Source organism: Rhodovulum strictum (assembly GCF_009649175.1).
GTDB lineage: Bacteria > Pseudomonadota > Alphaproteobacteria > Rhodobacterales > Rhodobacteraceae > Rhodovulum > Rhodovulum strictum.
On sequence record NZ_WJPO01000036.1, the window covers coordinates 1 to 22742 of the forward strand.

Genomic DNA, 22742 nt, shown 5'->3' on the forward strand with positions numbered 1-22742 from the left:
AAGATCTGGACGGGGGCCTCGGCCGAGCGGTCCAGGTCGCGCGCAACGCCCCAGCGTTCGGACATGCGGGGCTTGGCATAGCCACAGCCTGCGACGATCTCGGCCGCTTCCATGACGGTTTGCCCGTCGAAGATCGCGTTGCAACGGTAGCCCAGATCGTCGCAGGCCGCGCGCCACTGGACGAGGTCGTCATCGTCGATGATGTCGGCCGGGACCGGGTCCAGGTTCTGCGCGCCGGTCCAGATCGCCCGAAGGTGCGGGGCGGGGTTGTCGGTCACTGTCCAGGCGGCCCAGGCGCTGCCGTTCCAGTCGCGCACATAGCCGCCCGCCCGGCAACTGAGCGACTCGAGATTGCGGTTGCGTGCGCGCACCGCAACGATGGCCAGGGCATCGGTGGGAAAGGGGTGCTCGTTCCAGACCGAGACCGAGCGCACCAGCTGCAGCGTATCCATGACGCCGTTCCGGCTGTACACGATCTGCCCGGGCGTCCCCCTGACGCCCCAGAAATCCCACACCGACCCGCCCACCGTGTAGCCCGCGGCCGAGAAGGTCGATGCCCGGAAGGCCGCCCCGCGGCGGATCTCGATCTGGTAGCGCCCCTTCGGGAACACGGCAGGATCGAGCATGATCCGTGCCTCGTAGCGCGACATGATCACATGCCGGACGCCGGTGCCGCCGATATTGCCGGCATCAAGCCACGGATCGCCCGCGCCCGCGAAATACGGATGCGCTGCCCAGCTGGCCGAGGCGGGCGCAATCGTCTGGCCCGGCGCCGTCACGCGGGCATGGACCCAGCCTTCGCCCTGCGAGGCGCCAGGCGAGGTCGTGGCGTCATCGGCCCACATCAGTCGGATCGTGCTGCGCATCTGCCGGACATCCGAGCCCTGGAAATGCAGCTCGGGCAGGTCGATCCAGTTCTCGGTCCCGAGCCGCCGCATCCGGAGCCGCAGGGGCACGCGCAGGGCCAGCCCATCGTCGCCGTTGCGATGCAGCCCGCCCGGGAACACCAGGTGAAGCCAGTGTTCGTCCGGCGCATCGCGTGTGGCGAATGCCACGGCCTGCGGCAACGCACTGGCCGTATCGCCGGTGGCGCTGTCCAGCGTCAGCCCGTCGTCGCCCACCTGGTGACCACGCAGTTCGGTCTGCAGCGCCTCGGTCCGGGCCTGGCGACGCAGCAGGGATATGCGCCGGTCCCCCGGCCAGCCTTCGCGCACCTCGTAATCCACACCGCTGAGCGTGCCGAGTTCGGCGGTTCCGACGCGGATATCCTCGATCCGATGCGGCCCGGCGAGCACGAAGGCCGCTTCGACCACCTCGTCGGGGCCGTCGAAATAGACCAGCGGTTCGGCGGCCAGCGGGGGAAAGACCTTCATCTCGCCGACGACCCGCGGGACAGGGGCGTTCGCCTCCAGCAGGTTGCCCGCCGCACCGGCATCGCCCGGATTGCGCGTCTTGCGTTGCTGCTGGCGCGCCATGGGCGTCGACACCAGCGACGACAGCAGCAGCGACCCGGCATAGCTGACGCCCGCTGCGAGAAGCGTTGCGCTGGGGCTGCCCGCGGCGAACAGTCCCCCGGCGGTCTTCAACCCGCCCCCCGCGATCCAGCCCGTGGCGGCCATCAGCGCGAAGCTCGCCACGACGGCAAAGACGTTCTTGCCGTCTCGCCCACCGCCCGCCGGAGGTGCGTGAAAGGTCACTTCGACCGGCTGGCCATTGGCCTGCGCCTTGGGCCGCACCAGCGCCCAGGCCGCGCGCGGGACCGGGTGGCCGTTGATGCAGATGATCCCGCGCTCGCTGAAACCCGCTGGCAGCCCGCGCATGCGCCCGACCATCTCGAGCAGGCTCAGGCCCTCGGGCAGCCAGGCGACCTGCGGCTCGAAGGCGAAGGGCGGGCGGTGAACGGCCAGAACGGTCATCTCCGGTACCTCCGGAAGCCCATGACCCGACCGGCGACCGACAGATGCGGCATCGGCACCACAACCGCCCCCGTGGCGGCCTCGGTATGCAGGAGCCGTTCGGCATCGACGGCAATGCCGACATGCGCGACGGATCGGGAATCGCCCCGCGCCCGCATCAGCACGACGTCGAATGCCGCCGGGATGTCCACGACCTCCCAGCACGGATCGGCCTGCCCGGCCCCGATCGCGCGCGCCACGCGGACCAGGTCGCGCGCGCTGATCTCGCCATAGGAGGGCAGTTCGACCCCGAGGCATTCGGCATGGACCAGCCGCACCAGACCCCAGCAATCGCAGGCGCACCGCCCGCGCCCGCCGTCCTCGAACGGGATCCCGACATATCCTGCCCACCAGCTCATCGGAACAGCCCCGGGCAGCGCGAAGCCGTGGCTGACACGCCCGGCCACGGCTCCTGCGCATAGTCGCGCAGCATCACCGTCCCCGTCACCTCGATCGCCTGGCCGGTCACGTCGATCAGCTCGAAATGCCGCATGGCGTAAATCGGTGTCGCGGTCCCGATTTCGGTGCGGGGCACGGCGGTCAGGTCGAAATCGGCCGATGACAGCAGCTCGACCCGTATCCGCGCCCGGCCGGGCAGCCTGCGCACCGCCTCGCCCAGGACGCGGTCGACATTCTGCACGCGCAGCTCGGCCGTCGGCGCGGCATCGTTGTCCGAGGCCAGCCTGAAACCGAACGGAACGCCCTGGAAGACATGCCCGCCCCACACATAGTCGAGCACATCGCTGACGGCCCGTATCGGTTCGGGCAGGTTCTCGTGCTCGATCGTCAGGAACGCGAGCAGGGCGTCAGGAATCGACGAGCGTTCGAGGGTTTCGCGGATGGTCGCGGGGATGGCCCTCGTCATGGCTTCACCGCCGATAGAAGGCCGGTCGCCAACGCACGGCAGGTGGCCGGCGGCAGCTTCTCCGGATAGTGCACGGCGCGCGTGACCGTGCCCGCTCCGTCGAGCGTCAGGAACCCTCCCGGTGGCACCCAGGGCCCCGTCGCAAATGCGTCAGCCCCAGCGGCGTAAGCCAGCGTCGATGTCCGGTCATAGGCGACCACCAGCGTGCCATTGCCGGATATTGTCGCCTCTCCCGTGGTGCCCCGCAGCGCGGTGCCGGCCGCGCCGGAATAGGTTATGACCCACGTCCCGGCCAACCCGGTCAGGTCGGTCAGATAGGCCCCCCACAGCCTCACACCCGACGACCCGTCGCCTGAATAGTTGTCTCCGCCACCCGAACCGCCTGTCGGCGTATCCCAAAGGATGAACCCCGTATTGGATAGTATCGATGCCAATGCCTGGGTCGTGAACACCACCGTCCCGCGACGCCACCCACCACCGGCCAGCGTCAGGCCCGTCGGCGGGGCGGCTATGTCGAACTCCTGCTGGGTAATAAAGCCAGCGTCAGTGCCCGCGCGAATGCGCCCATAACGGCGGTTTGCCGCGATCAGGAACCCTCCGAGCGCGTAGCCGGTGACTGGCCGAATCGGTACACCTGTGCGCACGGCCCTGTGGGCGCCGCTGCTGGCGTCCTCTCTGATCCTGTCCGCCGTCAACGTCCCGTCCGGTGCGGTACCGATGTCTGCAAGCACGCTGACCCCGGTCTTGCTCCATGCGGCAGCGTCGAACTCGCTGGGATGGCTCAGCAGGTTCGCCGCCGCGTCGTACAGCCAGTATTGGCCAGCCGCGACTTCCGCCGCGACCGACGCCATCGCAACCCGGCCTGCGCCGACTCCGAACACGCCGCCTGAGAAATCCGCCACTCGTGACGGCGCCACCGACATGCCCGCGGGCACATAGGGTGCGCTCCACGGCACACCGGGCAGCCGCATCAACGTCATGGACAGGTCGAAATGGCGCCCCCCGCTCGAGGCGATGCTCCAGGGCCGGTCCGTCCCGCCGACGATCCGCCACAGGGCAGGGTCCCGCAAGACAGGGTCGCGCCAGATGAAGGGTAGAGTGCCGCGGCGCAACTCGGTCCGCCACCATGTGCGGAACCGATCGACCTGCGAGAAGGTGAGCATCGGAAAGGTGCCGTTCCAGACCCAGGTATCGTCGGTGGTTTGCGCGCGCGCGAGAAACGGCCCGACATCCGGCTCGAAGATTGCCCGGTCCTCGCGCGGACCACCGGTCCAGGAGCGGCGTTCGGGGGCCTGGGGAAGATCCAGCGGCCAGTACGGGCTCATCGGCTCATCTCCTCACCGGTTCGGGCGCGACGCCGTGCCGGGACCGCGCGGCCTTGTCGTAGCGCCCGCGCGCCCATTGCCGTCCGACGACCACCTCGATCAGCTCTTCGCCGTTCGGTCCCGTTCGGCGTTCGGTTGTGGCCGGATCGGTGCCGTAGTTGTTCACCTGCACCACGGTTCCGCGTTGTCCGGAATCGGCTGCGGTCTGCCCGGCGGCCGTCCTGAGCGCGGCCACCGGTGCCGCCCAGGCTGCTCCTCCGCCGACGATTCCGCCCGCCGCGCGCCGCGGCAGCGCATGCAGCATCTGGCCGGTCCGGTCGGAATTGATCGCCTCGAGCAGCGGACGATAGCGCGCGGTCGAGGCGGCATTGACCATGTACTCGCCATTCGAGGCCCACATCAGGATACTGTCCGAGGTGGACGTGCCGGGCCCGGAGATCGGGCCACCCCCGGCACGCGAGACCAGCGGCACCGCGCCGCTGGCACCGAAGACGGACGGAAACCAGTTGGCCATTTGCTGGAAGAGCGCCATCTTGGCGAGTTGGGCGGCCAGGTCCTGCGCCGCCCGTTTCGGATCGTCGAAGATGCCGTCGAATGCCTGACGGATGGCGGCCGCGGCATCCTTTCCCAACCGGCCAAGCTCCGTGTAATCCTCCTTCAGCTTGTCGAGCGCGCGCCCCTTGACGTCTTCGGTGACGATGGATGGGAAGAGACGGTGCAGGTCGTTGATGCGCTTGACCTCGGCGGCGTATTGCTCGGCCGCCGTCCGGGTCTGGTCGTAAAGGCGCTGTGCGTCGGCGAGTCCGAGATCGACCCCGCTCGATCCGCCACCACCGCCGGACCGGGCCGGACGATCCCGCTCGCGCGCGGCCTCGCGCTCCTGGTCGAGCTGGCGGTCGAGCGCATCGCCGTATCGCGCAACGCCGCGCTCGAACTCGATGACCTGGCGCTCGAACCAGTTGGCACCCTGCGCCCGGGCGTCGAACTCGGCCTCGCGGCGGAACTCCTGGGCCGCGCGCGCCGCCTCCCGCACGCTCTTGCCGGCCTGCAGTGCCTGCAGCTCCGCCTGTTTCGAGGCATTGCTCAGGGCGGTGCCGCCCAGGCTCGACAGCGAGGCCAGGATGGCATCGACCTCGGACCTGACACCGGCCATCGCCGAGGCCCAGGCGTCCGTCTGTCCGATCGCACCGCTTGTCGCGGCGGCCGCGGCCCGCAGCGCCTCTTCAGCCCTCAGCGTCTCGGAATAGAACTCGGCCTGCTCTCGCGTCATGTTCTCGACGCCGCCGGTCGCCCCGAGAATGGCGGCCTGCATCCTGTCGATCGCGGCGATCTGTGCCTCGATCGTGTCGGCCTCGCCGATCCGCCGCATCAGCGCCTGCATCTGGGCGAGCTGGCCCAGCGACAGTCCGAACAGGTCTTGCAGCTGCCGGGCGCCGGTCTTCAGGAAGCCGTCGCGCTCGAACACGTCCGAGAGGGTCTTGGCCGCCTCGGCCGCATCGAGCGCCAGCTGGCGCAGGCGGAGATCCTGCAACTCGCGATTCATCCGGATGATGTCCGGGGTGACGTCGCCGAACTGCTTGAACAGCTTGTCCAGACCGCCCTGATCGACGGCGTCCCGCCAGGACTTGGTCGTGTCGGCCAGGCGGTCGACCGCGTCGGCCAGCGACAGTGCCTCGTCGCGCGCGCCTGTCATCCACTGCACCAGCGCCGCGCCGGCGGCGATCGTGCCGATGGTGACCAGGTTGACCGGGCTCAGCACCTGCACGAATGCGGCCCCGAGCGCCCTGACAGCACCGGCCGCCCCCATCGGGCCCAGGATCTGGGCGACCTGCGTGCCTTGCTGCATGGCCAGCATCAGGGGCGATTGCCCGGCGCTGAGCATCACGCCGATATCGTTGAACTGGTAGCCCAGGTTTGCGACCTGTCCGGCACTGAGCGCGCTGGCCTGGCCGATCTGCTTCACCGCGCCCGCCCCGGTCTGGGTGGCGACGGCCGCCGCACGCGCTGCGGCCGAACTGGATTCGATGGCCTGCGAATAGTGGCGGGCCGCCTCGGCCGAGCCGCGCGCCTCTCCAGCAACGGCGGCCAGGTCGCGCTTCACATCGTTGGCGGCCGCCTTGACCTGGTCGGCCTTGGCCGTGAAGAAGATGGAATAGACCAGCTTCTCAGCCATCGCGCGCCCCGTTCAGCACGGCCATCGCCGCGCGCTCCATGAACTGGATGTCCACGAACACGCCGGAGGGCAGGTGATGGTGACGCAGCACGATGTCGACCGCGCCATAGTCCAGCCCGAGCCAGACCGCGCCCGCCAGACCCGCGGCCAGACGCCACTGGGTCTCGCAGGCGAGAAATGCCACAACGCTGTCCCAGTTCGACTGCCACACCTCGAATTCGTCCTCTTCCGTCTCGATCCCCGTTTCGGCCAGGTCCACGCCCATCGCCGCGAAATCGCTGGCCAGATCGGCGTCGATCGACGCGGGTCTGGCCGGGTCTGCGATCCCGAGGCGGTCGCGCGCCCAGGCGCGCGCCGCCTCCCTCAGTTTCCCAGACGCGCCTCCTCGCCGGCCGAGCTCTCGACAAAGGCCCGGTAAAGCGCGGTGCGGAACCAGACGTGCTGAAGCGCAGCCTCGAACGCCTCGTCGCTGAAGGCGACGGCCCCGCCCTCGTCGTCGACGACATCGTCCCAGTTCTTCACGATGCCGCGCAGTTCGGCATGTTCATGCGCGGCGCGGTCCCGATCCGTCGTGAGTGCTGCGTACTCTTCCTGCGCGGCCAGCGTCGCCTCGCGCGTGCGGGCCTCGAACTGGACCTTCAGTTCCTGCGTGACGACGGCGCCGGGCCGATCAGGATCGGGGATGCGCACCTTGACGGGCCACCAGTAGCGCGGCGCGGTGCTGGACAGGCGAAACTTCATGGCAACCTCTCAGCGGACGATCAGCGCGATCTCGTCCATGCCGGTCAGCGGGCACAGCGAGAGCGGCAGCGAATAGTTGACGATGCCGTCGCGCTCGCCCTGGGTGGGCTTGCCGATCTCGACGGCAGGGGAGGCGGCCTCGACGATGTTGCCGGCCGTCTTGCCATGCACCAGCGACAGGGCATCGCGCGTCCGGGCCTGTGCCCGCTCGAACCAGTTCACGACCGACAGCGGCTGGGCGACGACAACCGCGCTGCCCGAGCTCGAGCGGTCGCCGATCATCATTTCCTCGTCGCCGATCAGGAACCGGGGCACGAGCGTGTTGCCCAGATCGAGGCTCAGGCTTTCGGCGACCGAGGACCAGCCATGCAGCGTCATCGTCGTGTTGGCCTTCGACACCGTCGCCGGCGTGGTCCAGCCCGCCATGGTCACCGCGGGCATTGCCGCCAGGTCGGTGATCGTGCCCAGCATCCCGATCATCGAGAAGCGGAAGCGCGGGATGGCCTTGGGCGCGAAGGACATCGTCCAGGTCGCGCGGCAGCCCAGCATCACATGCTGGACCTTGTCCGACACGAAGTAGAGCGAGCCCGACTCGGTGTCGTCCTCGACGATCTGGTAGGTCACCTTGACGCCGGGATCGATGATCTGGGCCATGCCCGACACCCGCAGCAGCGAGCCGTAGCGCGGCACGGTGCCCGCGGCACCGGCACCTGCGATCTCGACGTCGAACTCGATCTTGGCGTGCTGGCCCTCCAGCGTGATGCCCTGCTGGCCCATGTAGGGCAGCATCAGGTCGCGCGAGACCTCGTCCGCCTCGATCGGCGTGATGGTCACGTTGGTCGCGATGATGGCATCGGCCGCAGCCGGGGCGGCATCGACGCCGTAGCCCGACTCGATCTTGTGCAGGATGGCCAGCTTGCGGTGGCGGCGAATGGCCATGGTCAGGTTCCTTTCCGGGGCATGCGCCGGATCGGCTGCGGCGCGTCATCGGTATTGGACGGGGCGGCAGCAGAGCCCTCCCGGCTCAGCGCGCCCGTATCGGGATCGCGGACATAGCTGCCTCCGCTTGTCGGTTTCGTCGGGTCGGTAGTCGTGCCCATGTCATTCCCCCGTCAGAAATCGCGTGGTTTCCCACGTCTGGACGTAAATGCTGACGCCTGTGGCAAGCGGGCTGCTCTCGCCACCGACCAGCTCGAACGGATCTTCGCACTCGTCGGCCAGCCAGCCGGCCAGCGCGGCCTCGACCGCACGCTTGAGCCCGTCGAACATGGCTGCGCGCTCGGCCCCGCGGGCGTCGTTGTGGTGGCGCACGACGAAGGCCGTCAGGATCTGCACCTGGACGAGCTGACGATACCCGCCGGTTGCGATCTGGTTTGGCCGGGCCCGTTCCCGGTAAGGGATCACGAAGCATGTGCCATGCGCGGCAGCCGTGCCCTTGGCCAGCGCCTCGACATCCTCGGCGACCTCGACCCCGGCCAGCTCCGGTGCGGCCGAGACCAGGCGCTGGACGACCGCCCCGATCATCGCCACCCCCTGAGATGGGTGCGCGTGAAGACCTCGCGCGGCGAGGCGGCGACATGGGTGCCGGCAACCTCGGCCGGGGTTTCTCCGGCGGCGTCGGGCAAGGTGATCAGGCCGCGCGCAACGTCCTTCAGCCCGGCGATGGCATCCTTGTAATCCGCGGTGACATGGTCGGGCGCGCCGTCGCGGTGCAGCACGTAACGCGCGATCGAGACCGCCCAGGTGTTCAGCAACCTCGGCGTGCCGGGCAGCGGGAGGGCGTATTTCACGCGGACATAGCCGTTGATGGTGCTGTCCGCATCGGCCAGGGCGGCGGCGATCACATCCGGATCGGGGACGCCCAGACCGTCGCGATCCGCGACCTGCAGGATTTCGACGTGACCGGCCCGCGCGATCAGGTCAGCCAGGACGGCATAGCTCATCCGCCCGCCTCCATCTCGACGGCGCGGGCCTCGGCCTTGTCGGCCCAGACACGGAACGCGCGAAGATAGCCCTCCGTGCAGGAGGCCACGATCCCCGCGCCGCGCACAACATGCGTGCCAGACGACTGGCGCACCCGGACATTGAAGGCGCCCGCGTCGATCGCCCCGCCGTCACGGGCGACCAGGGCGGCCTGGGCGCGGACCCGGGCGGCGGCCCGGCGCAGATCGGCGGCGGTGATCGGGGCGGGACGGGCCATCGCTCAGGCCTCGTCCTCGGGCAGCGGGATGCGGCCGGGCTGGAACACCGCGCGGTTCACGGCCATGAAGCCCTGCTCGATCGCGGTGCGACCGATCGCGAGCCAGCGCTTGTCGGTCGCGGGATCGGCGGCGAGCGCGTCGAGCTGGCGCAACACGCGCTCTTCCAAGGTCTTGTTGGTGTTCACCGTCTCGACGGCATCGCCGCTTTGCGGGCGGTAACCCTGGACGGGCAGGCCGGCATGGTCGGACATCTGGGCTCTCCTGGTCCTGTCTGGTCGGGATCCCGGGGGCGGCGGACCGCCCCCGGGCAGGAAGGGCTAGCCCTTCGTCGCCCTGGCTCTGCGGGGCCGGGATTTGGGTGCGGGGGAGGTCACCGCCTCCCCCGCGGTCGGCGCCGGTTCTTCGCCGGTCGCCTCAAGGCGCGGCTCGGCCCTGTCGCCTTGCGGCTCGGGGCTGTCTTCGCCGCCTCGCTGGGTATTCTGCTCGGGCGCCACCACGCCCGCCGCGCGCAGCTGCGCGGCGATCACGGGCGAGACCGTGATGACGTCCAGCGCGCGGTGGCGCTGGCCGTCGACCTTGGCCCGCCCGATCAGCGTGATGGAGACCCGCTCGGCCATCGTCACGCCGCCGGTCCGCCGGCACCCTGGAACAGGAACCCGCCCTCGGCGCCGGTCAGGTAGACCCGGCGCTCGACCTTGGTCGGGTAGATCCAGCTGTCGTTCGACCGCTCGAAATACGGCTGCTCGACCTGGGGATAGCCGCGCAGCTCGTAGGTATAGCCGTAGGACGGGACCTGGAACGTGTCGCCCGCTTCGGGGACATAGGCGAGGATCGCGTCGTCGCCCCAGACATCGGTCGCCAGCGTCGCGTCATCCGCAGTCTCGGGCAGCCAGACCGCCTTGCCGACGATCACGCGCTTGATGTCGAAATAGGCTGCCAGCATCTCGGCGGTGATGCTTTCCTTCGACGTGTACTTGAACTGCTCCTTGACGCTCGGATTGCGCTTGAGCCCATTGAACGCCGTGGGGCCCAGAACCAGCGTGTTCGGATAGCGCCCGATCGAGCGGCGGATCGCCTCCTTGCCCTCGTCGATGTCTTCCGAGGGCACCGATGCGGGGCTCGTCCAGCGCGCGGAGCCCGCCAGCGGCAGCTTGTGGTTCGAGTCGTAGTTCGCGGCGTTGCGGGCCAGTTGGGCGGCCTCGTATTCGTGGCCGAGATCGACGACGTCGAGCACCATGTTGACGGCACCCTGGCCCAGGTCGATGCCCGGCACGCTCATCGCCTCTTCCTGGTGCTCGATCGGCACCACGCCCTCCAGCGCATCCTGGATCAGCGCGACGGGGTCGGACGCATAGCCGTACTGGATGCGCTTCTTGTCGGCGCCGGGCGCGCGGCGGGTATTCAGCTTGCGGAAGCTCTCCTTGCCGAACTTGATGACCCGCATCGACCGGTTCGGGATCGTGACGCGCGGAAACAGCAGGTGCGAGATGAACTCGAGATTGCGGTAGCCGCGGGCGTGGGTCGACAGGATCGGATCGACGACCGCCGCGGTGCGCTGGTTGACGAGTTGGTTCATGACTGTGTCGCTCCTCAGCGGATCAGGATCTGGACGAGTTCCCCGTCCGCAGCGGCGGTCAGGGCGGTGGCGAAGATGTTGGCGGCACCGGCACCGGCGACCTTGACGCCCCCTCCGGCGGCCGACACGAGCTTCGCGCCCGGCGTGATCGGCCCCGAGGCGGTCACGGTCTCGACGCCGATGGCGGTCAGCGCCACGTCCAGGCCGATCTCGGTTGCGGGGTTCTGGGCCACACCCTTGACGGGTTGATCCTCGAGAACGATCGGGGCGTCGTTGAACCCGACCAGATCGCCGGCCGCGAACAGGGCGGATGCCGTGGCGGTCAGCGACAGGATGGAATGATAGGTGCGCAGCATGGGGGCCTCCGGTCAGGAAACGGCGCGCACGGCGTCCATATACGCCGTGCCGGGGTTGGCGCGCTGGAAGGTCAGCGCCTTGTGGTGCAGCTCGAGTCCGGCGGGATCGACGGGCTTGCCGTCGGCCGCGAAGCTGGCCCCGTCGCTCTGGCCCGCCTCCGGCAGGTCGAGCGCGCCGAAGCTCACCACCTTGGGCTGCTCGGCCAGGATCTGGCGGATCGCGGCGGCGGGCGTGATCGCCTCCCCGGCGGCAAAGCTGACGGAGGTCTCGGCCGGGAGCGCGTCCAGGATCGCGACGACCTTGTCCTTCGATGCCGGCAACAGGCGACCTTCGGAGACGAGCCCCTCGGCGAAGGCGACGTTGTCGGCATGCGCAAGGTCGCGCTCGCGCACCTTCAGCTGCTCCTCGCGGGCGGTCAGGGTGGCTTCGCGCTCGGCGAAGGCGGGATCGGGCTGCCTGGTCACAGCGGACTCCTTCTTCTGGTCAGGGGGAACGGCCGGGGTGTCGGGGGCGGCGAACACGGGCTTGTCGCCCGGATCGGCGGAGATGCTTTCCAGCCATTCGAGCCGATAGGCCGGGAGCGCCTTGTCCGCATCCTCCAGACCGAACTTCTCGATCAGGAAGTCGCGCAGACCGCGCAGGATGCCCGCGGCCTCGTCCCCGGCGCGGCAGGCGAATTCGCCGGTGAAGGTCGCGGCCTCGTCGGCCGGGATCGCGAACTGCACGTTGCGCAGGCCCGGCACGGCCGGCGCGGCGCCGCCCAGGAACCCCACGTGTTTCGGGTACCAGGTGCCAGGCACCGGGTTCGCCGGATGGTCGGGCCGGAAGAAGCTGAGCGAAACTTTCTTGTAGCGCCCGGCCTTCACCGCTTCGGCAAAGGCGGGGTCGATCTCGCCGGCCTCGGCAAAGAGGCGCCCCTCGGTCGCGTCGTACTCGAACGCCCGGACCCAGCCGAAGGCCGGGGCATCGGTCGCGGGATGCCCGACGACGATGGGCGCGGGCGCCGTCTCGGGGTCGTAGGCGTCGGCCACGGCCTTCAGATCGGCGGCGGAATAGGTCAGCGCATCGCCCTGCATCGGCGTGAAGGTGCCGGGGCGGAAGACTTCGATGCGCGCGGTTCGGGCGGCAGGGGCCATCAGGGTCCATCCAGGTGGTTGCTGGATGGCACCATGGCGCAGCCCGGAAACGCAAAAGACCGGACGTTTGTCCGGCCCCTCCTGGTCTCCCGATGGTCAGAGCATGCGCCGGATCGGTCTGCCGCTCAAGCGCGGAATGCGGCCATGCGGCACCGATGCCGCCGGATCGGTGCGGAGCGCGATTCTAACGGGGGGTTAACGGCCCTCCACGGGTTTCGACGGGCGTCGGGACGCCCGGACCATCCCGGGGCCTCTCCGGCCCGCTCAGCGAGGGCGCTCATCAGCCGCGCAACCAGGCGTCGGCCAGCTCGATGATCGCCTCCTCGTCCTCGGCCGAGAGACCGAGATAGGGACGCGCGGGAATCGTGATCGTGTAGGCGCGGACCGAGACATTCTCGCGCCCGAACAGGCGGCCCGTGCGCGCCTCCCGCCGGATCGTGCCGCCGAGCTGGTGAATGGCCCCATAGGGCATGGGCGTGCCCACCGTCACGCCCTCGGCCGAAGGGCGCGCGTTCAGCGAGTTGTAGAGGGTCTGGCCATAGCCGTTGCGGCGCAGCTTGGTGATGGGCACCTGGCCGCGCCGGATGCGCTGGCGGATGGTCGAGGGGGCGTGCGCCGCCCAGGGCGTGCCGTCCGGCGCGGATTCGGACGCGAAGTTGCGCTGCGTCGACTGTACGATCTCCTCGCCAACTTGCTTGTAGAACCCGGCGGGATTGTCCATCCGCTCGACCAGGGTGCGCAGCCGCTCCTGCGCCTCCAGGTCGTCGATCGTGACGGTCATCGTGACGCCGGTCATTGCAAGACCCCGCTGAAACGCCTATATTCCAAGTGTCCGGGAACCCGAAGAGCGGTGATGCTCCTGCTAGGGACCTGGCAGGACGGTCGGATCACCCCGGCCGTCATTTTCGTTTCCAGAGCAGCTTGCCGCCGCGGCGCCGGTCCCATAGGCCGAGCGAGGGACGCCCCTTCGCATCGGTCGTGTCGTAGGCCGTCACCGCGTCCCAGGGCCTGGTCCCGGACTCGAACACCACCAGAAGCCCGTGCGTCCCGTCGGTCCGGATAAAGCGCCGATCGACGACGACATCGCGGACCAGGCCGGTGTCTGGATCAAGCTTCTCGACGACGCCCATCCATATCTCATCGGGATCGAGCAGGGTCTCGGCCAGCCAGAGCAGGAAGCGGCCACGGTCCCGCTTTCCGACCTTCAGCCTGCCGGTGCGGCTGTCGCGGAACAACTCGTCCGAGACGGGCATCCGGCCGCCCGCCTGGTCGACATGCAGCACCGCGCGCCCCGGCTCGGCGCCGAACATCTCCAGGAAGGCCGCGATCATCGCGTCCGGATCCAGATCACCATCCAGCAAGGGCGCGTCGAACGGGCGCGCGGCGGCGACCAGATCGTCGAGCGGCGCGGGCGAGTCGATCTGGACAAGCTGGCGCCCTGCCGACAGGCCGCCCGCCTCCGCGATAAGGGCGGACGGCACCAGCCCGCGTTCCCACCGGTCGCCCGGCATGTAGTCCCAGCCCGCCCCGATCCCCGTGGGCTTCATCACCATCTGGCCGGTGGCCCTGTCGATCACCGGCACCAGCGCGTCCATCGGCGCCGTGTCGGGCCCGGTCTTGCCGAGCTTGCGCAGGTCGCGCTCCGACAATGGCCGGACGCCGCAGCTGCACAGCCAGTCATTGGGCGGGAAATGGGTATCCCACCAGGGATCGTCCCACCTCAGGACCAGTCCGTGCCAGGCCAGATGCTGCGGGCGCGGCTCGGCGGGAATGCGGCTGTCACCGTGGACGTACTGCCAATAGGGGCGCAGCCGGACCATGTCGGGATCGCGCAGTTGCGCCAGCCGGCCCGCCATGAAGCTGGTGCGCACGTTCGTCTCCAGGATCGTGCGGATGCGCCAGTTCCGTTCGCCGCGATAGGCCCAGCCGTATTTTTCGGCGATCCGGTCGAAGTCCTCGCCGAATTGCGCGATCGAGCGGCCGTTCCGTTGGTAGTCGAGAATGGCCTCCTGGAAATCCTCCAGCATCGCCATGTCGGTCGCCCCCGCGATCACGAATTTCCGGTCGTGGACGCCGCGCAGCGCGTCGGTCCAGGATTTCGTGGGAGCGGGCCGTTTCTGGCGCTGGAACGCGATCTGCTCGCGAAACGCCTGCGGCGCGACCTCGATCGCATTGTCGGCCACCTCGCCGCCGAGATCCCGGAACACGGTCTCGCGCCCCTCGTACATCGCCAGCTCCATCGCCTCGCCCAGCGGCCGGGCCAGCGCATCCGGCGTCCAGCGCGCGCCGAGCTCGAGCAGGGATCGGGCCGCGGCCTCGACGTCGGGCGCGTCGGCGATGGCCTGGCGGATCGCAGCCAGCCGCCGTGCGAAATGCGGTCGGACGGCCTCGGTCAGCTGGTCGCGGACCCGTTCGGCCGGCCCCGGCCCGGCGGCAAGGCAGACATGGTCAGGGACTTTTTTTTTAGGCGGGGCGGAAAAGGCCGGATCACCCGGCACGGTCGGAGCCGCGGGAGGTGTGACCGTCGTCCGGATGGCGACCAGGGCGTTGATCTCGTCCTCCGACAGATCGGGCACGACACCCGATGCCACCAAGAACGCCCTCGCGGCCTCATCGTCCTCGATCGACGCGGCCAGCGACAGGACCTGACGCAGGGCCACCGTCGCGGCGGACGCGGCCTCGGCCTGGGCGCGGCGCGTGTCGGCCTTCTCGCGCTCGCTTTCGGGGCGGACGCGCCAGACGCTGGGCACGCCCGCGCCCGGCAGGTTGTAGTCCACGATCCAGGTCACGAGCTGCTCGCGCAGCGTGTCGGACAACAGGTCGCCGTCTCCGTCGACAAGCATCGCCAGCATGTCGGCATGCGTCTCGGACGCCGCGCGCGATCCTGTATCGCCGATATCGGTGGTCAGCGTCTCGCCGGTCACGCAGATCGAAATCTGCTTGTCCCAATACGTCAGGAAATCCTGGTAGGTGACCGATCCGGACCGCGCCGCCTCGAGGAACCTGACGCCCGTGCCCACCGGCACGACCACGGCCGAAGACGTCCGGATGTCCCTGAGCGTGCCCAGGAGCTTTCGCTGCTCTTCGGTCATCGTGCCATAGGGCGTCTCGCCGACGACCGTGGGGCCTGCGAACTTCTCGGCGAAGTGCAGCCAGAACGCGACGCCCTCGCGCTTGAACAGCACCGGCCAGAACAGCCGCGTTCCCAGTCCCAGGCCATAGGGGTTGTTCCCCTTCACACCATGTCGATGCACGATGAACTTGCGCTCGGGCAGATCGATGCCCTCGCGCATGTTCGACCAGGTCAGAAGCCGCGGCCGCCACTGCTCGTCGAACGCAAATCGGCGCTGATCATGCGTCACGATGCGCTCGGGCAAGATGCGCGAGCCCTGACGGGCCCAGACGATCTCCGAGACGGCGAAGCCCTTCAGCGTCGCGTCGAGCAGGTCTTCGCATACCCGGTCGAATGGCAGCGCCTTGAGCGCGCCGCGCACCAGCTCGGCCGCCTCGACGTCGCGCGGTGCGTCCGAGGCCGGCTCGACGACCCATTCGCGGGCGGTCAGCACCTTCTTGCGCTTCTGGAGCATCGCCCAGGCATGGGTATCCCGCTCGATCTCGTCATAGATCTTCAGCCCCTTGCCGCCGCCGCGCTGGATCAGCGTGTCGTCGGCGTGCTGCAGCACCCCCGAGTAGAAGGGGATCGTGATGTCGTTGCGGGCATTCGCGATCAGCGTGCGGGACTCGGCCGGAACGTTCCGGCGCCCGGGTTCGGCGAAGGATGCGCTGCGGCGTCGTCTGCTCATAGCCTATAGCCCTCCAAGCCGTCGATATGGTCGGATGCGGCGGTCAACACGCCGCCACCGATACCGGCGCCCCCGCCCCCGGCGAAATGCAGGGCGTTCTGCCACAGCATGTCCAGGCAGTCCGGTCCGTCATCGTGATCTGCGTTCGGCCATTGTTGCAGCTGGTCGATCAGGGTGGTGTGCGCGGGATGGAACCGGATCAGGCCGGCGGCCACCGGCGGCTGCAACCGCTCGATCCGCAAGTTCTTGTCGGCCGAGGGCGTGATCGGCACGGCCGACAGGCCAACGCCTTGCTTCGCCGCCTCGGTCATCAGCGAGGTACGCAGGAATTCCTGGAACTGCACCGCCTCGACGAACCACAGAAGCGCGCGGTACTCGCACTGCAGCGCGATCGTGTCGGCGATGATGATGTCGGGCAGCCGGCGGCGGATCGAGGCCTCGACCACGTCCATCCGGCCCGTCAGCCGATCGAATCCGCCGATCAGGATCGCGGACGGGTCGCGACCCGTTCGTGCCTTGCCGCCCGCCTTGCCCAGCGAGGGGTCGATCGCCCCGAAATAGATCAGGTCGGGCAGCCTGTTGGTCCAGAAGACCAGCTTGCCGAACGGGTTGCCGTCCGAGATGGGCTTGTTCTGGTACTCGGTCTGGAACGCGTCACGGCTCGCCGCGCGTTCCAGCATCAGGAACAGCAGCGGCTGGATCGACGGCCAGTTGACCACGGCGCCCGCGTCCATCTCGGCCCTGCGCGCGGCGTAGAAGGCGCGCGCGGCAGGCTCGCCCTCGTTGGCGAAGACCTCCTCGAACTGGTCCCAGAGGTCCATCCGGTCCGGCCATTTCACGATGGCCTGGAACTCGGTCACCCGCCAGACCGGTGATTTCGCGGCGCGCACCAGCACGGCGTCGAAATGCAGGACCGTCCCGACCCAGACCACGTCCATCGACCCGTCCGGCGGGCCGACCTTCAGCGCCGCCCGTTCGACCCAGCGCTGCAGCTTCTGACGCTGCTCGGGCGAACGGACGCCCTCGTCGTTCTCCAGGTCGTCCAGGAACATCAGGTCCGGCCGATGGGGGCCGTGGCGCCGGCCACGGATCTTCTGGTTTGCGCCCAGCCCCTCGACGCGCACGTTGCCGCGGGTGACGATCTCGCCCTCGCGCCAGACCCGCCCCTCGCCGCAGGCCTCGCGGAAATCGTATTGCAGGCGCGGGTTCGTGGTCAGCTCCGCCTTGATCGCCTCGATCAGCAGCGCGGCCTGGGCGTAGACGTCGCAGACCTCAAGGATGTAGCGCTTCAGCCCGCGCACGATGCAGTAGAGCGCGAAGCCGAGCGAGAGATGGGTCGATTTCGACGAACCGCGCGGCGCGATGAACAGATCCCTGACGCCTGTCTCGGACGCCAGTATCTCGGGCACCCGCGCGAAGATGTGCTCGTGAAACAGGCTCGGCTCGCCCTTCACGTAATGCGGCAGATAGGTTTCCATGAAGAACCGGAATCCGGCCGCGGGATCGGCCACGCGCGCCAGCCGCGCCGCCCGGGCATCGGGATCGGCCGGGAAGGCATCGACGGAAAGCTCGATCCAGCGCGCGAACTCGTCCGCCATGGTGGCGAGCGAGTCCCGGAAGTCCCGGGCCGAGACGGCGGCCTTCAGCTGGGGGCGCTTGCTCATGACGAATAGAGGCCGGTCAGGCGTTCCCCGAACGGCTCGATGATCTCGAGGATCGCGGCGGCGTGCTGCGGGAAGTGCTGACGCACGAAGTCCAGAAGGTGGTGCATCACGTTCTGGGCGACCCCGAGCTCCGAGATCTTCGGCGCGAGCTTGCCGGCAGAGGCGGTCATCTTGGTCATCGCGTCCGCCAGCGCGACCAGGTGCCGGACCTTCTGGTCCATCGGCAATTCGCCGTTCTTGATCTCGTCCAGCAGCGACTGGGCCATGATCATGAAGTCCTCGAGCACCGAGGACACGACCGTCTCGATCCCTTCGCCCGCGATGATCGAGGCCGACCGCGCCAGGTCCCAGTCATCACCGGCGGCCTTGGCGGTCTTCTTCCAGCGGCCGAAAGTGGCCTGGTTGATCCCGTAGGCGGTGGCGATCGTGGCCCCCGTCATCCGGCGATAGACATAGTCCGACCTGGCCTTGCGGCGGGTATCGTCACTGGCCGCCATTCAGGCCCCCATTGATGATGAACGCCATGATCCCGCCAAGGATCGCCGTCAGGACGATCCAGACGACCTTGCTGGTCGACGACTGGATGCGGTCGAGCGAGGTCTGGATGTGCTTGAACCGCTCCTCGCCGACCGCACGGTCGACCTCGAGCTTGGCGACCCGGGGTTCGAGCACGTTCAGACGCTGGTGAGCGGCTTCGTCCCGCGTGGCCTGGGCATGGAAATCGCTCACTTCGAGGCACCCTTCCCGAAACTGGCGGCAATCGCCTTGCCGGTATGGCCGCCCATGTAGAGCGTCAGGTACGACACGGTCAGACCCAGCAGGACCTCGAACGGGGCGGTCGGGATCGCGGTCTTCCAGATCGCGTTCGCGACATGCGCGCCCTGGATGTTCCACCACCACAGATAGGCCAGCAGGTACATCCAGAACGGACGCCACAGCCAGCGCAGCCAGTGCCCCTCGTCCTCGCGCGCGAGCATCGCGGCCTTCGCCTCCAGCTCGGCGGTGTAGAGTGCCAGCAGTTCCGGGCTTGCGCTCTCGACGGCCAGGATCGCATCCGAGACGCGATCAGGCTGATAGGTTGCCAGCTGCTCCACCTCGTCGTAGCGCACCCCGGCTTGACGGGCGATGGCAGCGACAACGTGCTCCGCAAGTTCGGCATTCGCGGCGCCAATCCGGCGTTCGAGGATCTTGCGCACGACGGGCGCGCCCACCTGGGCGGCTATGGAAACCAGGGCAGCGCTCATCAGATACTCCGAAGCTTGGCGGCGATGCGCGGGAAACGGCGATCGAGCCGTGCGGCCAGCGCATCACGATAGGTCCAGGCGAGCCAGGCCAGCCAGATCGCGCCGAGGCCGAGGATGATGGGCTCGATCCACGGTGCAGCGCTCAGCGCGTCGGCCAGCCCGGCGGGCGCGGCCTCGGGCAGCTCGCGGGCGGCAGTGACACCCCCGGCCGAACCGCCCGCACCGACGACGCCCGCCTGGACCTTGACCCGCGCATCCAGCGCGCGCTGCAGCGCCGAAAGCGTGGCCCGCCCGATGATGCCGTCGACCGTCAGGCCGTAGCGGCGCTGGAACTCGCGGGCCGTGGTGGCCAGCACGCCGTGGGCATTCGTTCCGGGATCGAATCCCAGCGAGGCGAAGCCCTTGCGGATTTCGGCGATCTCGGCCTCGCTGACCGGGACCGCGAAGCGCGCAAGGCCATCCGCCCGCACGGGCACCGTCGCCACGCGGTCGATGCCCGCGTAGCGACCGTAGGCGAGCATCTCGAATTCCTCCGCGCGGCGCAGCACGAGGCCCGGCAAGACCTTGCCACCGCCTTTTCGCCATTCCCCCAGCGCCGCCCGGATCTCCGATACCGGCGCCTTCACGCGCCAGCGCTTGACCCACGTCGCCCGCCCGATCGCCCCGGTGTTGAAATGGAACGACACGCCCGCATCGAACTCGTGTTGCTTCGCCCCCGGCATGGCGGCCCCGACGGCGGGCTCGTAGTTCCGCATGAGTGCCAGCGCCAGCAACCGGTTGGCCTCCGTGCGGGTGATGACCATGCCCGCCTTCGGCACGACGACGCCCGAGGCGGCGGTCAGGCCTGCGCCGATGGTCCATTTGCCGGCCGGGCAGCGATAGGCCCGCAGGGCGACACCCTCATGGCCTTCGAGGAACGCGCGTCCCTGTTCACTGGTCTGCATTGGTCGGCCCCGGGCAATGGTGTTTCCCGAGGGATGCCCGCTCGCCATGGTTGCCTAGTCCGGACATCTGTCCGGCCTGCGCGGTCTAGTCGTGGAAAAGATCAGGCTGGTCGGGGTTTCGGGCGGTCCGCCCGTTCGCCACGCGCCGCACGTGGCGCTGCGAAATCCCCAGGCGGCGGGCGATCTGGGCCCGGCTCAGGCCTTGGCCCTCCAGCGCGCCCACCTGGTGGCGCACCGCGCGGGCCCGGGCATGGGGCACATAGATCATGCCGCCGCCCAGGAACCTGCATAGCGCAAACCCGTCCTCTTCACCAAGCGCCTTGATGATCGGGTGATCCGGAGGCGGGGATTTGGGGAATTTCACCTCCTGCCCGCCACAGACCTCGATCAGCCGCAGCGCGACCCGCAGGCCGAGCGTCTCGGCCACGTCGATCAGCGACTCCGGCAGGCCGTCGGTGGAGGCGGGGGCGCGGGTCATTGGAGGCCGGGATCCTCCGGATAGTCGCCCGGAGCCTCGAGTTGCTTCCGGCAGGGCCGGACCCAGCCGAAGCGGGCTCCCCAGTGAGGGTCGAAATCGTGCGTCCAGATGACCCAGCAATAGGCGGTCGCCGTGCTGCCATCGGGGGCCAACCGCCCCTTGTGCATCACGACGCGTTCGCTGAACTGAAGGATGTAGGACGGGGGACGCGGCTTGAAGAGCCGCTCGTGGCGGCCCACACCCTCCAGAAAGGCGGTGCGAACCAGCATCGCAACGCCCTGAAGGCTGGTCTCCAGCGCCCGCTCGATGAACGCTTCGGCCAGGCGGAAGGGCGGGTTGGTGATCGTCCAGTCGACGGGCGGCAGCTTCTCCATCCCGATGAAGTCGAACACCGGGAAGCCCGCCCCGTAATCGTGGACGTCGCTGGCCTCCACCTGCCGGAAGTATTCGCGCAGCGGGCGGACCATGTGGCCCCGGTTCGCCGCCGGTTCGCGGCAGGTATCCATGACCGCCCAGGTGCGCAGCCAGTTGCACAGCGCCCGGGTCGCCCAGGGCGGCGTCGGGAAATCGTCCAGCGCATCCTTCGGCTCGCGCCGCTGCTGCATGACCGCGCTGCTTGTGTTCTGGGCCATCAGGACGCCCCCCCGGCCTTCCCGCGGGCTTCCATCTTCTTCAGCGCCTCGATGATGGGGCTGGCCTGGGCGTAGGACAGCAGGTCCGGATCGACCGCGACCCCGTCATGGCCATGCGCCACGAACCGCTTGCAGAAGGCCCGGAGCGCCTCGCGCGATCCGTTCTCGATCACGCCCAGCCGATGGCAGGACGCCCAGAGCGCGTGGATCATGCGGATGTAGGGCTTCGACGAGGCCGGCCGGGTCTTCGCCCGCTTGCCGGGCCGCACCTTGAACCCGAGCGTCTTCAGCGCGTCAATTACGTCCCGTTTCTGACGCTCGGTCATCGCGCGCAGCGACGATTGCCCGGTCACCCGCACCAGCAGCGCACGGTAATCGTCCTCCTCGAGGCCCAGCTCGGCCCGCGCGATATTGATGATCGCGTTGGCGTTCATGCCGCACCTGCATGCAGACGGGGCCCCGGCTGACGCGTGGTCCGGTACATCAGCCGCCGCACCGTTGCGTAGCTGGCGATCGGGATGTCCGTGCCCTCGGCGGCCTTGCACGCCCGGCGCCAGCAGGCGGCCAGGGACAGCTGCTCCGGGCTCATGTAGTGCAGGCGCACCATGTCCAGGAACCGCGGATCGCAGGCATCTCCGGGGCGCGGCTTGATGGTCGTGGCCATCTCAATCCCTCCTCTGGATCGGTGAAAACGGGCTTCGGTCCGGCCGGGGCGCATCGGGCGGGATCGGCACGACGCCGAGGCAGACCAGCGTCAGCGCCATCGCCTCGATCTCGCGGCTGGTGACGCGGATCAGGCCCAGGGGGCCGCGCGCGTCGATCTTGCCGACGGCGCGGGCCGCGGCTTCCAGCATCTCGGCTTCGGTCCAGGGGGCGGGGTCAGTCACGGGCGCACCTCGCGCATTGGTCGGTCCGTCATTCCGAGGACTGCGCGGCGGGCGTCGTCGACGATCTCAGCCTCCTCCAGCTCTCTTTCCCTGCTGGCGCGGACCGCATCGGCAGCGATCCCGGGGGCCTCCATTGGGACCACCGCGTTGAGAAAGGTCGGGGCGTCCGTTTTATCGACGCCGTCCTTAGAGACGAAGCCCACAAGCTCGATCCGCTCGATCAGCTCATCCTTGATGCATGCGGCAACGATCTCCGGGAATTGGAAATGCCGCACCGTCACATGGAAGCGATGGTCACCGTCATCGTCCTTCCACCAGGAAAATTCGACAAACCCGAAGTACTCAAAACCCCCGGACACGACGCAGTGTACTGGCCAATTTACGAACATCTCTCACCTCCTGGCTGCTCGTCAGGGCCGGGCCACCACGTCCGGCCGACCGCCGCCCGGGGAATGCCCGGACGGCAGTTTCGCATCAGGTCGTCGGGCGGGCCGGCTTGAAGACCAGTTTGCGGGTCTCGGGGATCTGGATCGGCTCCCCGGTCATCGGATTGCGCCCGGTGCGCGCGGCGCGGGCCTTGACCTGGAACCGGCCGAAGCCGGGGATGCTGACGGTGTCGCCCTGCTCGGCGTGTACTTTCACGGCGGCGAACAGGTGCTCGATCGCCTCGGTCGCTGCCTGGCGGGTCAGGCCGCAAAGCACCGAGAGTTCCCGTGCGAGTTCCGTCTTGCTGACAGTGCCCATTTTCCTCTTCTCCCTTG

Annotated in this window: 31 protein-coding genes and 1 other RNA gene; all 32 read right to left on the reverse strand. The window is 68.9% G+C overall.

Annotation, left to right across the window (positions count from 1 at the left end):
• Positions 1-1916, reverse strand: a 1916-nt coding sequence (locus tag GH815_RS16840; protein WP_153749921.1) for a hypothetical protein, incomplete at its 3' end; no start/stop codon positions are given.
• On the reverse strand, positions 1913-2314 hold the full coding sequence (locus GH815_RS16845; RefSeq protein WP_153749922.1) for an NlpC/P60 family protein: 402 nt from the start codon (positions 2312-2314) through the stop codon (positions 1913-1915). The genes GH815_RS16840 and GH815_RS16845, both read right to left, overlap by 4 nt.
• Positions 2311-2820: a DUF1833 family protein gene (locus tag GH815_RS16850; protein ID WP_153749923.1), complete on the reverse strand. Its 510-nt coding sequence runs from the start codon at positions 2818-2820 to the stop codon at positions 2311-2313. Before GH815_RS16850 ends, GH815_RS16845 begins: the two co-directional genes overlap by 4 nt.
• Positions 2817-4145 (reverse strand): phage head spike fiber domain-containing protein, encoded by a 1329-nt coding sequence (locus tag GH815_RS16855; RefSeq protein ID WP_153749924.1) that lies wholly within the window; start codon positions 4143-4145, stop codon positions 2817-2819. The genes GH815_RS16850 and GH815_RS16855 overlap by 4 nt, the downstream gene beginning before the upstream one ends.
• Before the next feature lie 4 nt (positions 4146-4149).
• On the reverse strand, positions 4150-6318 hold the full coding sequence (locus GH815_RS16860) for a phage tail length tape measure family protein (protein WP_153749925.1): 2169 nt from the start codon (positions 6316-6318) through the stop codon (positions 4150-4152).
• Positions 6311-6583 carry a DUF1799 domain-containing protein gene (locus GH815_RS16865; RefSeq protein ID WP_132694648.1) on the reverse strand — a complete coding sequence of 91 codons (273 nt, stop codon included), beginning with the start codon at positions 6581-6583 and terminating at the stop codon, positions 6311-6313. The genes GH815_RS16860 and GH815_RS16865 overlap by 8 nt, the downstream gene beginning before the upstream one ends.
• Before the next feature lie 98 nt (positions 6584-6681).
• Complete coding sequence (locus GH815_RS16870; RefSeq protein ID WP_132694649.1) at positions 6682-7059, reverse strand: hypothetical protein; 378 nt, start codon at positions 7057-7059, stop codon at positions 6682-6684.
• Positions 7060-7068: 9 nt separating this feature from the next.
• Positions 7069-7998, reverse strand: a complete 930-nt coding sequence (locus tag GH815_RS16875) for a phage tail tube protein (RefSeq protein WP_132694650.1) — start codon at positions 7996-7998, stop codon at positions 7069-7071.
• A gap of 2 nt (positions 7999-8000) precedes the next feature.
• On the reverse strand, positions 8001-8159 hold the full coding sequence (locus tag GH815_RS16880) for a hypothetical protein (RefSeq protein ID WP_153749926.1): 159 nt from the start codon (positions 8157-8159) through the stop codon (positions 8001-8003).
• A gap of 1 nt (position 8160) precedes the next feature.
• Entirely contained in the window at positions 8161-8583 is a 423-nt protein-coding gene (locus tag GH815_RS16885) for a phage tail terminator protein (RefSeq protein ID WP_153749927.1), read from the reverse strand.
• Positions 8580-9002, reverse strand: a complete 423-nt coding sequence (locus GH815_RS16890) for a gp436 family protein (RefSeq protein WP_132694652.1) — start codon at positions 9000-9002, stop codon at positions 8580-8582. Before GH815_RS16890 ends, GH815_RS16885 begins: the two co-directional genes overlap by 4 nt.
• Positions 8999-9259, reverse strand: coding sequence for a hypothetical protein (locus GH815_RS16895; RefSeq protein WP_132694653.1), 261 nt, complete (start codon positions 9257-9259; stop codon positions 8999-9001). Before GH815_RS16895 ends, GH815_RS16890 begins: the two co-directional genes overlap by 4 nt.
• A 3-nt stretch (positions 9260-9262) precedes the next feature.
• Positions 9263-9511, reverse strand: coding sequence for an Acb2/Tad1 domain-containing protein (locus GH815_RS16900; RefSeq protein ID WP_153749928.1), 249 nt, complete (start codon positions 9509-9511; stop codon positions 9263-9265).
• A 66-nt stretch (positions 9512-9577) separates the two neighbouring features.
• A complete protein-coding gene (locus tag GH815_RS16905; protein ID WP_153749929.1) occupies positions 9578-9877 on the reverse strand; it encodes a hypothetical protein in 300 nt (99 codons plus the stop codon).
• Positions 9878-9879: 2 nt separating this feature from the next.
• Positions 9880-10836 (reverse strand): major capsid protein, encoded by a 957-nt coding sequence (locus tag GH815_RS16910; protein ID WP_153749930.1) that lies wholly within the window; start codon positions 10834-10836, stop codon positions 9880-9882.
• A 14-nt stretch (positions 10837-10850) separates the two neighbouring features.
• Entirely contained in the window at positions 10851-11192 is a 342-nt protein-coding gene (locus GH815_RS16915; protein WP_153749931.1) for a capsid cement protein, read from the reverse strand.
• Positions 11193-11204: 12 nt separating this feature from the next.
• Positions 11205-12329, reverse strand: coding sequence for a hypothetical protein (locus tag GH815_RS16920; RefSeq protein WP_153749932.1), 1125 nt, complete (start codon positions 12327-12329; stop codon positions 11205-11207).
• Between the two features lie 280 nt (positions 12330-12609).
• Positions 12610-13125: a phage virion morphogenesis protein gene (locus tag GH815_RS16925; protein WP_153749933.1), complete on the reverse strand. Its 516-nt coding sequence runs from the start codon at positions 13123-13125 to the stop codon at positions 12610-12612.
• 103 nt (positions 13126-13228) lie between these two features.
• Positions 13229-16132, reverse strand: a complete 2904-nt coding sequence (locus tag GH815_RS16930; protein WP_153749934.1) for a phage portal protein family protein — start codon at positions 16130-16132, stop codon at positions 13229-13231.
• Positions 16129-17796, reverse strand: a complete 1668-nt coding sequence (gene terL, locus GH815_RS16935; protein ID WP_153749935.1) for a phage terminase large subunit — start codon at positions 17794-17796, stop codon at positions 16129-16131. The genes GH815_RS16930 and terL overlap by 4 nt, the downstream gene beginning before the upstream one ends.
• Positions 17793-18293: a DUF1804 family protein gene (locus GH815_RS16940; protein WP_132694662.1), complete on the reverse strand. Its 501-nt coding sequence runs from the start codon at positions 18291-18293 to the stop codon at positions 17793-17795. Before GH815_RS16940 ends, terL begins: the two co-directional genes overlap by 4 nt.
• Positions 18280-18525: a hypothetical protein gene (locus GH815_RS16945; RefSeq protein WP_132694663.1), complete on the reverse strand. Its 246-nt coding sequence runs from the start codon at positions 18523-18525 to the stop codon at positions 18280-18282. The genes GH815_RS16940 and GH815_RS16945 overlap by 14 nt, the downstream gene beginning before the upstream one ends.
• The gene (locus GH815_RS16950) at positions 18522-19040 is read right to left on the reverse strand and encodes a hypothetical protein (RefSeq protein WP_132694664.1); all 519 of its coding nucleotides are present in this window, start codon (positions 19038-19040) and stop codon (positions 18522-18524) included. Before GH815_RS16950 ends, GH815_RS16945 begins: the two co-directional genes overlap by 4 nt.
• Positions 19040-19984: a glycoside hydrolase family protein gene (locus GH815_RS16955; RefSeq protein ID WP_132694665.1), complete on the reverse strand. Its 945-nt coding sequence runs from the start codon at positions 19982-19984 to the stop codon at positions 19040-19042. Before GH815_RS16955 ends, GH815_RS16950 begins: the two co-directional genes overlap by 1 nt.
• Positions 19985-20069: 85 nt before the next feature.
• Positions 20070-20462 carry a helix-turn-helix domain-containing protein gene (locus GH815_RS16960; RefSeq protein WP_132694666.1) on the reverse strand — a complete coding sequence of 131 codons (393 nt, stop codon included), beginning with the start codon at positions 20460-20462 and terminating at the stop codon, positions 20070-20072.
• Positions 20459-21094: a methyltransferase gene (locus GH815_RS16965; RefSeq protein WP_153749936.1), complete on the reverse strand. Its 636-nt coding sequence runs from the start codon at positions 21092-21094 to the stop codon at positions 20459-20461. The genes GH815_RS16960 and GH815_RS16965 overlap by 4 nt, the downstream gene beginning before the upstream one ends.
• Positions 21094-21528, reverse strand: coding sequence for a regulatory protein GemA (locus tag GH815_RS16970; protein WP_153749937.1), 435 nt, complete (start codon positions 21526-21528; stop codon positions 21094-21096). The genes GH815_RS16965 and GH815_RS16970 overlap by 1 nt, the downstream gene beginning before the upstream one ends.
• Positions 21525-21758, reverse strand: coding sequence for a hypothetical protein (locus tag GH815_RS16975; protein ID WP_153749938.1), 234 nt, complete (start codon positions 21756-21758; stop codon positions 21525-21527). The genes GH815_RS16970 and GH815_RS16975 overlap by 4 nt, the downstream gene beginning before the upstream one ends.
• 1 nt (position 21759) lies before the next feature.
• Positions 21760-21981 (reverse strand): hypothetical protein, encoded by a 222-nt coding sequence (locus GH815_RS16980; protein ID WP_132694672.1) that lies wholly within the window; start codon positions 21979-21981, stop codon positions 21760-21762.
• Positions 21978-22370, reverse strand: coding sequence for a hypothetical protein (locus tag GH815_RS16985; protein WP_153749939.1), 393 nt, complete (start codon positions 22368-22370; stop codon positions 21978-21980). The genes GH815_RS16980 and GH815_RS16985 overlap by 4 nt, the downstream gene beginning before the upstream one ends.
• A gap of 8 nt (positions 22371-22378) precedes the next feature.
• Positions 22379-22456, reverse strand: an RNA gene (locus tag GH815_RS16990) — hammerhead ribozyme type II.
• Positions 22456-22725: an HU family DNA-binding protein gene (locus GH815_RS18895; protein ID WP_170290378.1), complete on the reverse strand. Its 270-nt coding sequence runs from the start codon at positions 22723-22725 to the stop codon at positions 22456-22458. The genes GH815_RS16990 and GH815_RS18895 overlap by 1 nt, the downstream gene beginning before the upstream one ends.
• Between the last annotated feature and the right edge of the window lie 17 nt (positions 22726-22742).

What these genes read in the sequence shown, in the direction of transcription:
- GH815_RS16970 (WP_153749937.1), bottom strand. Translation starts at nt 21,528, where the DNA reads ATGAACGCCAACGCGATCATCAATATCGCGCGGGCCGAGCTGGGCCTC.
- GH815_RS16865 (WP_132694648.1), bottom strand. Translation starts at nt 6,583, where the DNA reads ATGGGCGTGGACCTGGCCGAAACGGGGATCGAGACGGAAGAGGACGAA.
- GH815_RS16850 (WP_153749923.1), bottom strand. Translation starts at nt 2,820, where the DNA reads ATGACGAGGGCCATCCCCGCGACCATCCGCGAAACCCTCGAACGCTCG.
- GH815_RS16885 (WP_153749927.1), bottom strand. Translation starts at nt 8,583, where the DNA reads ATGATCGGGGCGGTCGTCCAGCGCCTGGTCTCGGCCGCACCGGAGCTG.
- GH815_RS16875 (WP_132694650.1), bottom strand. Translation starts at nt 7,998, where the DNA reads ATGGCCATTCGCCGCCACCGCAAGCTGGCCATCCTGCACAAGATCGAG.
- GH815_RS16900 (WP_153749928.1), bottom strand. Translation starts at nt 9,511, where the DNA reads ATGTCCGACCATGCCGGCCTGCCCGTCCAGGGTTACCGCCCGCAAAGC.
- GH815_RS16985 (WP_153749939.1), bottom strand. Translation starts at nt 22,370, where the DNA reads ATGTTCGTAAATTGGCCAGTACACTGCGTCGTGTCCGGGGGTTTTGAG.
- GH815_RS16855 (WP_153749924.1), bottom strand. Translation starts at nt 4,145, where the DNA reads ATGAGCCCGTACTGGCCGCTGGATCTTCCCCAGGCCCCCGAACGCCGC.
- GH815_RS16950 (WP_132694664.1), bottom strand. Translation starts at nt 19,040, where the DNA reads ATGAGCGCTGCCCTGGTTTCCATAGCCGCCCAGGTGGGCGCGCCCGTC.
- terL (WP_153749935.1), bottom strand. Translation starts at nt 17,796, where the DNA reads ATGAGCAAGCGCCCCCAGCTGAAGGCCGCCGTCTCGGCCCGGGACTTC.
- GH815_RS16905 (WP_153749929.1), bottom strand. Translation starts at nt 9,877, where the DNA reads ATGGCCGAGCGGGTCTCCATCACGCTGATCGGGCGGGCCAAGGTCGAC.
- GH815_RS16955 (WP_132694665.1), bottom strand. Translation starts at nt 19,984, where the DNA reads ATGCAGACCAGTGAACAGGGACGCGCGTTCCTCGAAGGCCATGAGGGT.
- GH815_RS16920 (WP_153749932.1), bottom strand. Translation starts at nt 12,329, where the DNA reads ATGGCCCCTGCCGCCCGAACCGCGCGCATCGAAGTCTTCCGCCCCGGC.
- GH815_RS18895 (WP_170290378.1), bottom strand. Translation starts at nt 22,725, where the DNA reads ATGGGCACTGTCAGCAAGACGGAACTCGCACGGGAACTCTCGGTGCTT.
- GH815_RS16915 (WP_153749931.1), bottom strand. Translation starts at nt 11,192, where the DNA reads ATGCTGCGCACCTATCATTCCATCCTGTCGCTGACCGCCACGGCATCC.
- GH815_RS16860 (WP_153749925.1), bottom strand. Translation starts at nt 6,318, where the DNA reads ATGGCTGAGAAGCTGGTCTATTCCATCTTCTTCACGGCCAAGGCCGAC.
- GH815_RS16890 (WP_132694652.1), bottom strand. Translation starts at nt 9,002, where the DNA reads ATGAGCTATGCCGTCCTGGCTGACCTGATCGCGCGGGCCGGTCACGTC.
- GH815_RS16930 (WP_153749934.1), bottom strand. Translation starts at nt 16,132, where the DNA reads ATGAGCAGACGACGCCGCAGCGCATCCTTCGCCGAACCCGGGCGCCGG.
- GH815_RS16975 (WP_153749938.1), bottom strand. Translation starts at nt 21,758, where the DNA reads ATGGCCACGACCATCAAGCCGCGCCCCGGAGATGCCTGCGATCCGCGG.
- GH815_RS16880 (WP_153749926.1), bottom strand. Translation starts at nt 8,159, where the DNA reads ATGGGCACGACTACCGACCCGACGAAACCGACAAGCGGAGGCAGCTAT.
- GH815_RS16895 (WP_132694653.1), bottom strand. Translation starts at nt 9,259, where the DNA reads ATGGCCCGTCCCGCCCCGATCACCGCCGCCGATCTGCGCCGGGCCGCC.
- GH815_RS16960 (WP_132694666.1), bottom strand. Translation starts at nt 20,462, where the DNA reads ATGACCCGCGCCCCCGCCTCCACCGACGGCCTGCCGGAGTCGCTGATC.
- GH815_RS16845 (WP_153749922.1), bottom strand. Translation starts at nt 2,314, where the DNA reads ATGAGCTGGTGGGCAGGATATGTCGGGATCCCGTTCGAGGACGGCGGG.
- GH815_RS16965 (WP_153749936.1), bottom strand. Translation starts at nt 21,094, where the DNA reads ATGGCCCAGAACACAAGCAGCGCGGTCATGCAGCAGCGGCGCGAGCCG.
- GH815_RS16870 (WP_132694649.1), bottom strand. Translation starts at nt 7,059, where the DNA reads ATGAAGTTTCGCCTGTCCAGCACCGCGCCGCGCTACTGGTGGCCCGTC.
- GH815_RS16910 (WP_153749930.1), bottom strand. Translation starts at nt 10,836, where the DNA reads ATGAACCAACTCGTCAACCAGCGCACCGCGGCGGTCGTCGATCCGATC.
- GH815_RS16940 (WP_132694662.1), bottom strand. Translation starts at nt 18,293, where the DNA reads ATGGCGGCCAGTGACGATACCCGCCGCAAGGCCAGGTCGGACTATGTC.
- GH815_RS16925 (WP_153749933.1), bottom strand. Translation starts at nt 13,125, where the DNA reads ATGACCGGCGTCACGATGACCGTCACGATCGACGACCTGGAGGCGCAG.